General features: G+C 47.5%; 12 protein-coding genes. 8 read left to right on the top strand and 4 right to left on the bottom strand.

Annotated features, from left to right (window positions below):
• Positions 1–6 precede the first annotated feature (6 nt).
• A complete protein-coding gene (gene lpxA / locus NQ564_RS10490; RefSeq protein WP_008150927.1) occupies positions 7–774 on the top strand; it encodes an acyl-ACP--UDP-N-acetylglucosamine O-acyltransferase in 768 nt (255 codons plus the stop codon).
• Between the two features lie 113 nt (positions 775–887).
• A complete protein-coding gene (locus NQ564_RS10485) occupies positions 888–1,628 on the top strand; it encodes a 3-keto-disaccharide hydrolase (RefSeq protein ID WP_005646192.1) in 741 nt (246 codons plus the stop codon).
• A 128-nt stretch (positions 1,629–1,756) separates the two neighbouring features.
• Here the strand turns inward: NQ564_RS10485 and mdh are convergent, their stop codons facing one another.
• The 4 genes from mdh to NQ564_RS10465 all read right to left on the bottom strand — a co-directional run bounded on the left by mdh (position 1,757) and on the right by NQ564_RS10465 (position 5,200).
• Positions 1,757–2,698, bottom strand: coding sequence for a malate dehydrogenase (gene mdh / locus NQ564_RS10480; protein ID WP_008150923.1), 942 nt, complete (start codon positions 2,696–2,698; stop codon positions 1,757–1,759).
• Positions 2,699–2,891: 193 nt separating this feature from the next.
• Entirely contained in the window at positions 2,892–4,076 is a 1,185-nt protein-coding gene (locus tag NQ564_RS10475) for a class I SAM-dependent rRNA methyltransferase (protein WP_008150919.1), read from the bottom strand.
• Complete coding sequence (locus tag NQ564_RS10470; protein WP_008150917.1) at positions 4,077–4,658, bottom strand: 3'-5' exonuclease; 582 nt, start codon at positions 4,656–4,658, stop codon at positions 4,077–4,079.
• Positions 4,655–5,200, bottom strand: coding sequence for a DUF5063 domain-containing protein (locus NQ564_RS10465; protein WP_008150915.1), 546 nt, complete (start codon positions 5,198–5,200; stop codon positions 4,655–4,657). Before NQ564_RS10465 ends, NQ564_RS10470 begins: the two co-directional genes overlap by 4 nt.
• A gap of 467 nt (positions 5,201–5,667) precedes the next feature.
• On the opposite strand from NQ564_RS10465, the gene NQ564_RS10460 reads away from it, so the two are divergent.
• From NQ564_RS10460 to NQ564_RS10435, 6 genes are all read left to right on the top strand, one after another.
• Positions 5,668–8,184, top strand: a complete 2,517-nt coding sequence (locus tag NQ564_RS10460) for a DNA translocase FtsK (protein WP_008150907.1) — start codon at positions 5,668–5,670, stop codon at positions 8,182–8,184.
• A gap of 208 nt (positions 8,185–8,392) precedes the next feature.
• Complete coding sequence (locus NQ564_RS10455) at positions 8,393–9,061, top strand: LolA family protein (protein WP_008150905.1); 669 nt, start codon at positions 8,393–8,395, stop codon at positions 9,059–9,061.
• Between the two features lie 98 nt (positions 9,062–9,159).
• On the top strand, positions 9,160–10,113 hold the full coding sequence (trxB, locus tag NQ564_RS10450; RefSeq protein ID WP_008150903.1) for a thioredoxin-disulfide reductase: 954 nt from the start codon (positions 9,160–9,162) through the stop codon (positions 10,111–10,113).
• Between the two features lie 636 nt (positions 10,114–10,749).
• The gene (locus NQ564_RS10445) at positions 10,750–11,526 is read left to right on the top strand and encodes a glycerophosphodiester phosphodiesterase (RefSeq protein WP_008150902.1); all 777 of its coding nucleotides are present in this window, start codon (positions 10,750–10,752) and stop codon (positions 11,524–11,526) included.
• A gap of 13 nt (positions 11,527–11,539) precedes the next feature.
• Positions 11,540–13,018, top strand: coding sequence for a glycoside hydrolase family 10 protein (locus NQ564_RS10440; protein WP_039848245.1), 1,479 nt, complete (start codon positions 11,540–11,542; stop codon positions 13,016–13,018).
• A gap of 48 nt (positions 13,019–13,066) precedes the next feature.
• A complete protein-coding gene (locus NQ564_RS10435; protein WP_008155092.1) occupies positions 13,067–13,471 on the top strand; it encodes a hypothetical protein in 405 nt (134 codons plus the stop codon).
• The last annotated feature ends 38 nt before the right edge of the window (positions 13,472–13,509 follow it).

The following is a 13,509-nucleotide window of genomic DNA, read 5'->3' as shown; positions in this document are numbered from 1 at the left end:
ATTATTATGATTAGTCCATTAGCTTATGTAGATGCAAGCGCGAAGTTAGGAGCGAACGTAACCGTCCATCCGTTTGCATACATCGATAAGAATGTAAAAATAGGTGATGACTGCGAGATCATGCCTCATGCCAGTATCATGAGCGGAACCCGCATGGGGAAGAGGAACCGCATCTTCAATGGTGCCGTTATCGCTGCCGAACCACAGGATTTTAACTATAAGGGAGGTGATACGATTGTCGAAATCGGAGACGACAATGTGATCCGTGAAAACGTGGTGATTAATCGTGCAACCAATTCTGATGGGAAGACGATTATCGGTAATGGCAATTTCCTGCATGAAGGCGTGCATGTTTCCCACGACACGCATATCGGTAATCATAGTGTGTTCGGGTATGGAAGCAAGATTTCCGGCAACTGCATGATTGAAGATTATGTGATTTTCGGCGGCAACGTATTAGTGAGCCAGGGATGCCGTGTGGGAAGATGGTCGATGACGCAGACCGGTTGCCGCTTCCGTAAGGATATCCCGCCTTATATCGTAGCAGCATTGGAACCTACGACCTATTACGGGGTGAACTCCTTTATTCTGTCACATGAAGGCCTGAGCGAAAAGATAATCAAGCATATCAGCCATGCCTACCGTATCATTTACCAAGGTAATACGAGTATATTCGATGCTTTGCTGATGATTAAAGACCAGGTGCCGATGAGCGACGAAATCCAGCATATCATCGACTTCATCAATGCCTCGAAATTGGGTATCATCAAATAAAATAGGATTATCTGATAGAAAAGAAAGAGTTGTTCTTTATGGAGCAGCTCTTTTTTTATTTATCTTTGTTGAGTTTTATATTCTCAATGTCTAATCTAAAAATGAGATGCAACATGAAAAACTTATTTAAATCGTTTGTGGTTCTTTTGGCAGTTATGGCTGCTGTCCCTTCTTTTGCGCAAAAAGCGAATAACACGTTGACTGAAAAAGAAAAGAAACAAGGCTGGACCTTGCTGTTCAACGGGAAAGATTTTACCGGTTGGAGACAATGCAACAATACCGGGATGGCTCCGAACTGGGTAATCGAAGACGAGGCGATGAAGGTCTTTACCGCTCCGGGCAAAAAACCGGGACACGGTGCAGGAGGCGATATCCTGTATAAGGAAAAGAAGTTCAAGAACTTTGAACTGTCTGTAGATTGGAAAACCAGCAAAATGGGAAATTCAGGTATCTTCTATTATGTACGCGAAGTTCCGGGCAAACCGATCTATTATGCAGCTCCCGAAGTGCAGGTGCTGGATAATGTGGATGCTACCGACAACAAGCTGGCAAACCACCTTGCCGGTTCTTTGTATGATATGCTCCCTGCCGATCCGAAAACGGTAAAACCAGCCGGCGAATGGAACACGATCGTGATCAAAGTGAAGGATGGCAAAGTGACGCATACCCAGAATGGTAAAAAGGTCGTTCAGTATACTTTGTGGAGCAAAGAGTGGGATGATATGGTTGCCAACAGCAAATTCAAAGATTTCCAAGGTTTCCAGGAAGGCATTTCCCATGAAGGGTATATCGGCTTGCAGGATCATGGTTATCCGATCTGGTTCCGCAATATCAAGATTCGGGAATTGAAGTAAGTTCTTACCAAGGGAAATAATAAACCAATTGGACAATGTATCAAATGTCTTAAGATTCTAAGACAAAAAAGAGGATAATCCATCACGGACTATCCTCTTTTCTATATTATCAAACCTTTTTCCGATTATTAGAGAGCGCCGACTTCTTTCAAAGCTTCGTTTGTCTTGTGAACGGCTGCTGCACTCTTGGCGAAGAGTTCTTTTTCTTCGGCATTCAATTCCAGTTCAACGATCTTTTCGATACCATTCTTGCCCAAGATAACAGGAACACCGATGCAAAGGTCGGATTCTCCGTATTCACCTTCCAGATAAACAGAGCAAGGAACCATCTTCTTTTGGTTGTGGATGATAGATTCAACAACGTAAGCTCCTGCTGCACCCGGTGCATACCATGCAGAAGTACCCAACAGCTTAGTCAGTGTCGCACCGCCTACCATAGTGGAAGCGACAACTTCCTGCAGTTTTTCTGCGCTCAACAGCTTGCTTACGGGAATGCCTTTGTAAGTAGCCAGACGAGCCAGAGGGATCATAGTCGTGTCACCGTGACCACCGATTACCATGCCTTCGACTTCGTTGGCATTGCAACCTAAAGCCTGAGACAAGAAATATTTGAAACGAGAGCTATCCAGAGCACCACCCATACCGATGATACGGTTTTTCGGCAGACCCAGAGACTTCAATGACAGGTAAGTCATTGTATCCATCGGGTTGGAGATCACTACCAGGATTGCGTTCGGAGAATATTTCAAGATGTTCTGAGCTACGCTCTTAACGATACCAGCGTTAACACCGATCAGTTCTTCGCGAGTCATACCCGGTTTACGAGGAATACCTGAAGTGATGACAACAACGTCAGAGTTAGCCGTTTTTTCGTAGTCGTTTGTGCAACCAACAACTGTAGTATCGAAACCAAGCAGTTGAGCGGTCTGCATCATATCCATTGCTTTACCTTCGGAAACACCTTCCTTAACGTCAAGCATTACAACTTCGTCTGCCACTTCATTGAAGGCAAGAACATTTGCGCAAGTAGCACCTACATTACCGGCGCCAACAACTGTTACTTTAGACATAATAATAAGTTTTATATGTTTTACTTATAATAATATTTCCATCTCTCTTAAAAGTGAGACAAAGGTACAACCTATTACGAAATAAAGAAATATTTCCGTAAATATTTTGCACCTCCCTTGATTAAATTTATGATTTATGATTTATGATTTATCATCGACGCATAAATCATAAATCATAAATTATTACCTCTTCTCACTCCACATAAAGCACCAGCCCCTTCAGATATTCCCCTTCCGGATGGTAAATGTTGACCGGATGGTCGGCGGGTTGTGTCAGTTGGTGTAGGATACGGACACTGCGTCCGGACTGGGCGGCGGCACTGAACACGGCCAGACGGAAGTTCTCCTTGCTTACCACCTGTGAGCAGGAGAAGGTGAACAGGATGCCTCCTGGCTTGATCTTTTCGAAAGCGATGGCATTCAGTTTGCGATATCCCTGCAAAGCGTTGCGCAATACGTTTTTATGTTTGGCGAAAGCGGGCGGGTCCAGGATGATGAGGTCGTAGTTGCTTCCCATCTTTTCGAGATACTTGAAAGCGTCTTCCGCATAAGCCTCGTGGCGAGGATCACCCGGAAAGTTCAGTTCCACGTTCTTGTTGGTCAGCGAGATCGCTTTGGCGGAGCTGTCGACCGAGTGAACGACCTTGGCGCCTCCGCGCATGGCGTAGAACGAGAATCCGCCGGTATAGCAGAACATGTTCAGTACGGAGCGATCTTTGGCATAGCGTTCCAAGAGCGAACGGTTTTCACGCTGGTCGACAAAGAAACCTGTCTTTTGCCCCTTTTGCCAATCGACGCAGAATTTCAAGCCGTTCTCAAGTGCGATGTCCTCCACTTCGCCACCGTACAGGTAGCCGTCTTCGCTGCCCAGGTTGGCTTTGTAAGGCAAGGTCGCTTCCGATTTGTAATATATATTTTGTAAAGAATCTCCCAAAACGGCTTTTAAGGCGTCGGCAATCTGGTGGCGGGCATAGTGCATGCCGACAGAATGTGCCTGCATGACGGCGGTGTGGGCATACATGTCGATGACCAGTCCCGGAAGATTATCTCCTTCGCCATGCACCAACCGGTATGTATTATTGTTCTCCACTCCGGCAAGTTCCAATGCTTGGCGCAGTGTGTAAGCGATACGGATGCGTTCTTCCCAGAAAGCGGCATCTATCGTGACCGGTTTGAAAGATAAGATGCGTACGGCGATGCTGCCTATCTGATAATGTCCGATACCTAAAAAACGTCCGTTCGTACCATAAACTTCTACCAAGTCGCCTTCTTCCGGCTCACCTTCGATCGTCTGAATAGCGCCGGAGAATACCCACGGATGGAAACGTAGCAACGATTCCTCTTTTTTCGGTTTGAGAAATACTTTACACTCCTTCATTTATATCTGTTTCAATTGATTGTATATTTTCAGGCAGGCCCATGCGTCGAGGGCTGCATATTTTTTCTGCGCGTCGCTGAGGACGTCGGCTTCCCAGTTGCTCAAACGCTGTCCTTTCGAGATCTTCTTGTTGAAAAGGATGGCGTATATCTTTTGCAGGCTGGCATCTTCGATCCCGAATTGTCCGACATAATTCTGCAAGTCCAGGAAGTTGGCGGGTTGTATGTCCTTGCGCTTTTGCATCGCGCCGAAATCGTCGCGTAGCGAAAGGCCGATCTTCTGCACCTTTTCGTTTGCCAGAAATTCTTCGAGAACTTTCGGAATATCGATCCGGTTCAGGCGGAACAGGAAACAAGCCTCATCGGTCGAAATCTGCATAAGCGATATTTTGTAGCGTTGCCCTTTCTTGAAACTCGGACGGGTTTCCGTATCGAATCCGACGGCCTGGAACTCGGAGAGGTAGCTGACCGCTTTCTCCGTATCCTTCAATGTGTCGATCACGATGATCCGCCCGGTAAATTCCTCTAAGGGAAGCTCGGATACAGCCTCTTTTGTTATCGAATGTGTATATTGTTGTGTCATTCTTCTTCGTTGGTTTCTAAAAACTCTTCATCGCTGTATCGCACGGCGTGGAGCGCTTTTAATGCGTTTAATAATTGTTGTCCCCAGAATTCGCTGAAATTTTTACGACACAATACGATTGCCCCGAGCATCACTTCTTCATTGCCCTGGCGGAACAGAGAGATGAAATTACCCGCATCCTGGTAAACATCGGCCAGATTCTCTGAAATAAAGGCGGCGATCGGCGTGTCGCTATATTGCATATCCGGATGGAACGTTTCGAGGTAAGAGTCTTTCTCTCCGAGCAGTCCGGCAATCCGGTTGCGGACCGATTCGTACATGTCTTCCGTGACAGTCAGCTCTGGCTCTGCATCCTCCTCTTCTTCCGCTTCGGGTAGGAGGGTGGCTTTCAGATACAACAAGGGCAAGATCTTGACTGCCTTATCCAAAAAATCAAAAAGACCAGTATTGCCGGCATTCTCGACAAATGTACAAAATTCCAGTGCAACTGTTACGAATTCCAGCGTGTTGCGTTCGTATATCGGGTTGTTCTCTTTTTCCATGCTGATTATCTTAGTCGATACCTTGCGTTTATAATCTGCAAAAGTAGCAATTTTTTCTTTGTAAAGCTAATATAGGGAACCGTACCGCACCGAAATTCCTTTATCTTGGCAGGCTCGGTGGCAAACCATTGCGATTCGTTTCGACTTCGATGCAAGTGTAATCTGTTTTCGACGTTGTCGTGTACATATTCGACATTGTCGAGAATATACACGGCATTGTCAAAAATATATTCGACATTGCCGAAAACAGATTACACTTGCATCAAAGGGCAAATGCATTGGGAATTATCCGTATTTTATGAGGTTGTTTTTATAAGTAAAAAGAGGTGAGAATGTCTGTGGCAAGAAATGTTTTGTGATGCGGTTGCCGGGGAGAACTTTGAAAAAAGGCGGTAAGGGAAATACGAATGTCGTAGGGAACTTAAAATTTTCTGTGTACATTTGCGAGTTGTAAATTTAATTGTGTAATGGCTAAAAAGACGACTGCAAAACAAAATACGAATAACGGGGAAAGTAAATTTAAGGGGATTCGAAATTTCTTTACCAGTGAGCGGACCCGTTTTATTACCGGATTAGTTATTTCCATTGTTACCATATATGTCGGTCTGGCATTGATTTCGTTTTTCTTTACGGGAGGAGCGGATCAGAGCAAGATCGAAAATATCCCGTTATCGGACCTGGTGATCAATCGTGGATCGGTAGAGAACTGGACGGGTGTGCGTGGGGCTTTCCTCGCCGATTTGCTGATGAACCGGTGGTTCGGGATCTCTTCATTCTTGATTTTGTTTTTCCTCGGTTCGGTCGGGGCGAAGCTGATGAACCTGAGCCGGGTGTCGTTGCTGAAACGTTTCCTGTTCAGTGCAGCCATGCTGATATGGGGATCGTTGTTTTTTGCTTTTATCTTTATTCGTGGATATGAAGATACGTTTATTTATTTGGGCGGTCAGCACGGATATTATTTGTCGGAGGTGATGATGAATAATATCGGGATACCGGGTACGATCCTGCTGCTGGTCGGCCTGTTCCTGATTATTGCAATCTTCACCAGCAAACGGACGATTCCGTTCCTGCAAAACGTCTTCTCTTTCGGATGGTTGAAGAACCGTTTGAAACGTGAAAAGAGCGAAACGCCGGAAGTGCAGGAAGAGAAAGAAGAGGGTGAAGAAGAAAAGGATGTTTATGTTCCGGTTGAAAAACCGGCTGCTGCTTCTCAGCCTACTGCATATCACGAGACAAAAGAGGAAGTCGTCGAGCCGGACGAATATGTTTTCGATACGGAAACAGAGATGCGGAAAGCCGAGGCAGAAAAGAGAATGCCGGTAGGCAAGGAGATTCCGCAAAAGAATGATTTTGAATTTGAAGTAGCCAGGGGAGATGATCCGGTTGTCGAGGCGTCAGCCGATGGAGGTACGACTTTTGAAGTGGAAGTGCCGGAAGATGAGGAGGCTTTCGATCAATCCCAGTTGGGTAAATATGATCCGCGCCTGGATTTGTCCCGCTATGTGTTCCCGACGCTCGACCTGCTGAAATTTTACGATTCGGGCAATGTCGAGGTGAACCGCGAAGAATTGGAAGAAAACCAGCAGATGATCAAGCAGACGTTGGAAGATTTCGGTATCAATATCGCCTCTATCAAGGCGACGGTCGGACCGACGGTTACGCTCTATGAGATCGTCCCGGAAGCCGGTGTTCGTATTTCCAAGATCAAGAACCTGGAAGATGACATCGCTTTGAGCCTTTCAGCCTTGCAGATCCGTATTATCGCGCCGATGCCGGGAAAAGGAACGATCGGGATCGAGGTCCCGAATAATAAACCGCAGACTGTTTCGATGCAGTCGGTGGTTGCTTCGCGCAAATTCCAGGAATGTTCGTATGACTTGCCGGTGGCGATCGGAAGGACGATTGTCAACGAAGTGTTCATGTTCGACTTGTGCAAGACTCCCCACCTGTTGGTGGCGGGTGCGACCGGGCAAGGTAAATCGGTCGGCTTGAATGCGATTATCACCTCTTTGCTGTATAAGAAGCATCCGGCCGAACTGAAGTTCGTGATGGTTGACCCCAAGCAGGTGGAATTTAGTATTTACTCGAAGATCGAACGCCATTATCTGGCGAAATTGCCGAATGCCGATAAACCGATCGTGACGGAGCCGGGCGATGCGGTGGCAACCTTGAACTCTTTGGTGATCGAGATGGAAAATCGTTATAAATTGCTGGTGGAGGCTTCGGCACGTAATATAAAGGAATATAATGAGAAGTTCATTTCCCGCCGTCTGAACCCGGAGAAAGGACATCGGTTCCTGCCTTATATCGTGGCTATCGTCGATGAGTTTGCCGACCTGATCGCGACCTCAGGCAAGGAGATCGAATTGCCGATCTCGCGTATTGCGGCCAAGGCCCGTGCGGTCGGTATCCACATGATCCTGGCCACCCAGCGCCCGGATACGAAAGTGATCACCGGTACGATCAAGAGTAACTTTCCGAGCCGTATCGCTTTTAAGGTAATGTCGCAGATCGACTCCCGTACGATTTTGGATACTCCGGGTGCCAACCGTTTGATCGGTAAGGGCGATATGCTGATCCTGATTACCGGAAGCAGCGAGCCGACACGTGTCCAGTGTGCGTTTGTCGATACGCCGGAAGTGGAAGATATCGTGAATTATGTCGGTGCGCAGGTGGCTTATCCGACAGCTTACCTGTTGCCTGAATATATAGGTGAAGGCGGTGAGTCTTCTTCGGCCGGATCGGTGGATCTGTCGGATCGCGACCCGTTGTTTGACGAAGCTGCCCGTCTGATTGTGATCCAGCAGCAAGGCTCGACTTCGCTTATCCAGCGAAAGTTCGCAATCGGTTACAACCGTGCAGGCCGCCTGATGGATCAGCTGGAAGCGGCGGGCATCGTCGGTCCTTTCGAAGGCAGTAAAGCCCGTCAGGTCTTGATCCAGGACGAATACAGCCTGGAACAATTATTGAATTCATTGAAATAAAATATAAAGGATGATTTATCGGTGTGCAATAAAATAATGGTGTCCTGTAGGGGCGGGGTTCTACTCCGCCCAATGAATCCGCCAATGCAAATAATGTTCGTTTTGCTCCGGATTCAATGGGCAGAGCAGAGCCCTGCCCCTACAAACGACAATCGTTTCATGTTCCACACCCATAAACCCTTATTATGAATAGCAAAGAATAGATAGAATGAAAAGAGAAAATGAAATAAAAGTTTGCCGCATTTTGGTTGCAGTCTTCCTGTGTCTTGGGGTTGTATCCGGTATGAAGGTCGTAGCACAGAACGCCATTTCCATTTTGGATAAGGCCGCGTCTGCTTATGAAGATTCTAACGGTTTGACTGCTTATTTTACGATGCAGACACGCTCGGATGTGCAGAAAGTGTCGGAAAGCTTTGACGGTACGGTAGATATAAAAGGTGATAAATTCGTACTGAAGACCCCCGACATGATTACCTGGTTCGATGGAACGACACAATGGTCGTTTGTCGAGCGCAACGAGGAAGTCAACGTTTCCACCCCGACCGGCGAGGAACTACAAGCTACGAATCCGGCCCTTCTGCTCCGTTCCTATAAAAAAGGATTTACCGCAAAATATAAGGGCGAGAGCACGGCTTCGAACGGTAAATCCGCCTACGATATCGAGCTGGTACCCAAAAAGAAAAGTGATATCATACGGGTGGAGCTCCAGATAGAGAAGTTTGCCGGGCTCCCGGCCTCGATCGCTGTTTTTTCAAAGAATGGGATCAGCAGTACGATCCGTATCAGTAAAATGGAAACGGGAGTAAACCAACCGGATAGTTATTTTGTTTTTAACGAAAAAGACTATCCTGATGCTGAAATAATAGATTTGAGGTGATTAGAATGATTTATGATTTGTGATTTATGATTTATGCGTCGATAATAAATCACAAATCATAAATCATCAATCATAAATTATAAATCATAAATCATAAGATGAATACAACTCAGAATGAAAAAGTCCGTTGCCTGATTATCGGTTCGGGCCCGGCCGGTTATACTGCGGCTATCTATGCTTCACGTGCAAATCTGTCTCCTGTCCTTTACGAAGGTATTCAGCCGGGTGGACAGCTTACGACTACGACAGACGTCGAGAATTTTCCCGGTTATCCCGAAGGCATTGCCGGAACGGAGCTGATGGAAGACCTGAAAAAACAGGCAACCCGCTTCGGTGCGGATATCCGCGTCGGCATTGCGACTGAAACAGATTTGTCTGCCGCTCCCTATAAGGTGACGATCGACGGCGAGAAAGTGATCGAGACGGAAACACTGATCATCTCGACCGGAGCGACTGCCAAATATTTAGGATTGCCGGACGAGCAGAAATATGCCGGAATGGGTGTCTCGGCTTGTGCGACCTGCGACGGTTTCTTCTATCGCAAGAAAGTCGTGGCTGTCGTTGGCGGTGGCGATACGGCTTGTGAAGAAGCGCTCTATCTGTCCGGTTTGGCGAAACAGGTATATATGATTGTCCGCAAACCGCATTTGCGTGCATCGAAAGTCATGCAGGAACGTGTCCTGAACACTCCGAATATTACGGTCTTGTTCGAGCATAACACAATCGGTCTTTTCGGTGAAGACGGTGTCGAAGGCGCACATCTGGTAAAACGAATGGGTGAACCGGACGAAAAGAAATTAGATATCGCAATCGACGGTTTCTTCCTGGCTATCGGCCACACTCCGAACTCCAAGATATTCAAACCCTGGGTAGAAACAGACGAGATAGGCTATATCAAGACGATTCCAGGTACGCCGAAGACCAGAGTTCCAGGTGTCTTTGCTGCCGGTGACGTGGCTGATCCGCATTATCGCCAGGCCATTACGGCTGCCGGTAGCGGTTGTACGGCTGCGATTGAGGCGGAACGTTATTTGTCGGAAATAGGAAGATAATCTGTTACTTTTGGCTTGATCCAAAAGTAACCAAAAGATCAAGGCTTAAGCTGCTTCGCTACTCCGCTCCCTTCGTTCGCTGTCGCGTCTGAAACTCGCTTCGCTCAAACAGCAGACGCTCCGGACGCTCACTGCGGTCACTGCGCTTAACGCTCACCAGCTTAGGCCGGAGATAGAGCCTGACGGCTCTTTTGGGATGGCCGATACTGCCTGTTTTCTTGTGATCCCGCATCAAGTGCGGGAACGGGCTTGTCCCTGTGCTTGCCTCCGGGTTGCCTTTGGGCTTGTCCTCGCATTTGTGAGGATGCTTCGAAACTATCCTGTTCCCGCGCTTGACGCGGGATCACAAGAAAACAGGCAGTATCGGCCATCCCAAGAGAAAGCGGAGCTTTCTAAGAAAGGCCTAAGCGGGTGGGCGTCAAGCGGAGGGCAAAGGCGGAGCGTCCGGAGCCTGCGCTGTCTGAGCGAAGCGAGTTTCGCAGGCGACAGCGTAGTCTTTGCCCGGAGCAGCCCAGACGGTTAAGCCTTGAACTTTTGGTTACTTTTCTTTCAAGAGAAAAGTAATAGAACAATCTTGATCTTTTGGTTACTTTTGGATCAAGCCAAAAGTAACGTATAGCATATAAAATATATAGTATGAAACATTTGAAACTCTCTCTACTTTTTCTTTTGTGCGTATTGGTGGCGGTTCCCGTGTCGGCTAAAAGAAAGACAAAGATAATTGCCCATCGTGGTTATTGGAAAACGGAAGGTTCTGCCCAAAACTCTATTCGTTCGTTGGAACGGGCGAATGAAATCAAAGTCTATGGTTCCGAATTCGACGTGCACCTGACAGCCGATAATGTCCCGGTTGTGTTCCATGACCGTAAAATAGAAGGAAAGGATATCCAGACGACTCCCTATGCGGAGCTGAAAGACCTGAAACTTCCGAACGGCGAAACGCTTCCGACGTTGGAGCAGTATTTGGACAGGGCGAAGAAATTGAGAAAGACCAAACTGATCTTCGAATTGAAATCCCATGCAACTCCCCAGCGGGATCGGGAAGCGGCAAAGATTGCCGTCGACATGGTAAACGGCAAGAAATTGACGAAGCGCACCGAATATATCGCTTTCAGCCTGGAAGCCGCAAAGGAACTGCACCGCCTGTCTCCGAAGACACCGGTCTACTACCTAAACGGCGACTTGTCTCCGAAACAGTTGAAAGAACTCGGTTTTGCCGGTCTCGATTATAATTATAAGGTTATGCAGAAACATCCGGAATGGTTTGCCGAAGCAAAAGATCTGAATTTGAAAATCAATGTCTGGACGGTCGATGATCCTCAGATAATGAAAGAGATGATCGAGAATCGGGTGGATTTTCTGACTACCGACTATCCCGAAGAAGCGCAAAAAGCCGTACATTTGTACCGCTGAATAAATGTGTGAAATGAGAAAGTATTGCCTGTCGTTATTGCTCCTGTTACTGATATCGGTTTCGAATGCGGTCGAACCTCCCAAGCGCGAGATTCGGGGCGTGTGGCTGACAACCGTCTATGGTCTGGACTGGCCGCGTAAGCCGGCAACGACGGAGGCGGGGCGGAAGGCGCAGCAACGCGACGTCTGCGACATACTGGACCGTTTGCAGGATGCGAATTTCAACACTGTTTTTCTGCAGGTCCGTTTGCGTGGCGATGTCATTTGGCGTTCAGCCATTGAACCGGCAAGCAAGACTTTCTCCGGAAAATACGGAACGATGCCGGGATATGATCCGCTGGCTTTCGTGATCGACGAATGCCACAAACGCGGGATGGAGTGTCATGCCTGGTTTGTCACTTTCCCGCTGGGAACGGACAAAAGCGTGAAAGAGCAAGGAAAACTTTCCGTTGTCAAGCGCCAGCCGAAACTCTGCAAGCGTCATAACGGCGAATGGTATCTGGACCCCGGCGTTCCCGGAACTGCCGATTATGTTTTGTCCTTAGTGAAAGAACTGGTGAACGGATATGATATCGACGGTATCCATTTTGATTATATCCGCTATCCGGAACAGGCAAAATCTTTCCCTGATAAAGCCCAGTACACTAAATACGGCAAGAAACGCCCGTTGGCAGAATGGCGCCGGGAGAATATCAATAAGATGGTGTATCGCATTTACGACTGGGTGAAATCGGTCAAACCCTGGGTGCAGGTCAGTAGTTCGCCGCTCGGCAAGTATAATCGCATCGAACGTGTCCCGAATGCCGGATGGACGGCTTACGAAAGCGTCTTCCAGGACCCGAAAATATGGATGCAGAACGGGAAGCAGGATATGATTGTCCCGATGATGTATTACCTGCATGATAACTTTTTCCCGTTTGTCGACAATTGGGTCGATAACTGCAACGGACGCCTGGTGGTTCCCGGATTGGGCGCATACCGGATGCTGAAAGAAGAGGCGGACTGGACCGTCAACGATATAACGGACCAGATCGACTACAGCCGTTACTACGGAGGGGCTGGTTGCACGTTCTTCCGTTGTGCGAACGTCCTCGACAATACGAAAGGGCTGTATGACGAGTTGAAGGATAAATATTATAAATATCCGGCCCAACTTCCACCCTTGTCTTGGTTGAACGATACGGTTCCCGCTGCCCCGGAAGAGATACAGGTGGAAAAGGAAGGGAGCGAGTTGAAGCTCTCCTGGAGGAAACCGGATTTGGAAAAGGAGGTGTTGACTTATACCGTCTATTATTCGCTGACGGACTCGATCGACCCGGTATCCGCCCGGAGTATCCTGATGACGGGAATCCGGGATACTTCCATCTATCTGCCTGTCGATACGGCTTCGGAGCGGGGATATATATTCTCCGTTTCATCTTCCACCCGCTACCATATCGAAAGCGCACTATCGAAAGAAACCTATTATTATCTTTCCAAATATCCTAAATAATATTAACGGTTTGGAAGAAAATCCCGGAATGCTATATCTTTGTGCCGGATGAAAAAGACTGTGACATATCTGTTTATCGTATTCCTGGCGACCCTTGTGTTTTACGGAGGTGCTGGTGTCAGTCTGGTAACCTACTGCTGTGGGGATTGCCAGACGGAGGGTGTCACAGCCTTGCTGGAAAACAAATGCTGCGAGATGCATGGACAGGCCCGGTGTGCAAGTCAAGATGGCTGCTGTTGCGATGTCGAGTACGTCAGTTTCGACTGGAATGTCTTTCACGGTCATTTGTTCAATTTGCAGCCTGTGGCAATCGATTTGATTTCGCATATCTGTTCACATCTATCACTTGTTCCTGTCCCTTTTATAAACGAAGCGGGAGAAATCGAGCGGGAATCTCCTCCCGGATTCGATGCAGGAACCTACCTTTCTTTTTTGACAGTCCTTTTGATTTAGTCCTTGCCGGCGTGTCTCTTTATGTGGGATCGCCTTTG

Origin of the sequence: Parabacteroides johnsonii DSM 18315 (assembly GCF_025151045.1) — a bacterium.
In the GTDB taxonomy this organism is placed as follows: domain Bacteria; phylum Bacteroidota; class Bacteroidia; order Bacteroidales; family Tannerellaceae; genus Parabacteroides; species Parabacteroides johnsonii.
Note: the sequence above shows the minus strand (reverse complement) of the source record. Positions and strands in the feature narration are given on the sequence as shown.

What these genes read in the sequence shown, in the direction of transcription:
- NQ564_RS10435 (WP_008155092.1), top strand. Translation starts at nt 13,067, where the DNA reads ATGAAAAAGACTGTGACATATCTGTTTATCGTATTCCTGGCGACCCTT.
- NQ564_RS10455 (WP_008150905.1), top strand. Translation starts at nt 8,393, where the DNA reads ATGAAAAGAGAAAATGAAATAAAAGTTTGCCGCATTTTGGTTGCAGTC.
- lpxA (WP_008150927.1), top strand. Translation starts at nt 7, where the DNA reads ATGATTAGTCCATTAGCTTATGTAGATGCAAGCGCGAAGTTAGGAGCG.
- NQ564_RS10465 (WP_008150915.1), bottom strand. Translation starts at nt 5,200, where the DNA reads ATGGAAAAAGAGAACAACCCGATATACGAACGCAACACGCTGGAATTC.
- NQ564_RS10485 (WP_005646192.1), top strand. Translation starts at nt 888, where the DNA reads ATGAAAAACTTATTTAAATCGTTTGTGGTTCTTTTGGCAGTTATGGCT.
- NQ564_RS10475 (WP_008150919.1), bottom strand. Translation starts at nt 4,076, where the DNA reads ATGAAGGAGTGTAAAGTATTTCTCAAACCGAAAAAAGAGGAATCGTTG.
- mdh (WP_008150923.1), bottom strand. Translation starts at nt 2,698, where the DNA reads ATGTCTAAAGTAACAGTTGTTGGCGCCGGTAATGTAGGTGCTACTTGC.
- trxB (WP_008150903.1), top strand. Translation starts at nt 9,160, where the DNA reads ATGAATACAACTCAGAATGAAAAAGTCCGTTGCCTGATTATCGGTTCG.
- NQ564_RS10470 (WP_008150917.1), bottom strand. Translation starts at nt 4,658, where the DNA reads ATGACACAACAATATACACATTCGATAACAAAAGAGGCTGTATCCGAG.
- NQ564_RS10440 (WP_039848245.1), top strand. Translation starts at nt 11,540, where the DNA reads ATGAGAAAGTATTGCCTGTCGTTATTGCTCCTGTTACTGATATCGGTT.
- NQ564_RS10460 (WP_008150907.1), top strand. Translation starts at nt 5,668, where the DNA reads ATGGCTAAAAAGACGACTGCAAAACAAAATACGAATAACGGGGAAAGT.
- NQ564_RS10445 (WP_008150902.1), top strand. Translation starts at nt 10,750, where the DNA reads ATGAAACATTTGAAACTCTCTCTACTTTTTCTTTTGTGCGTATTGGTG.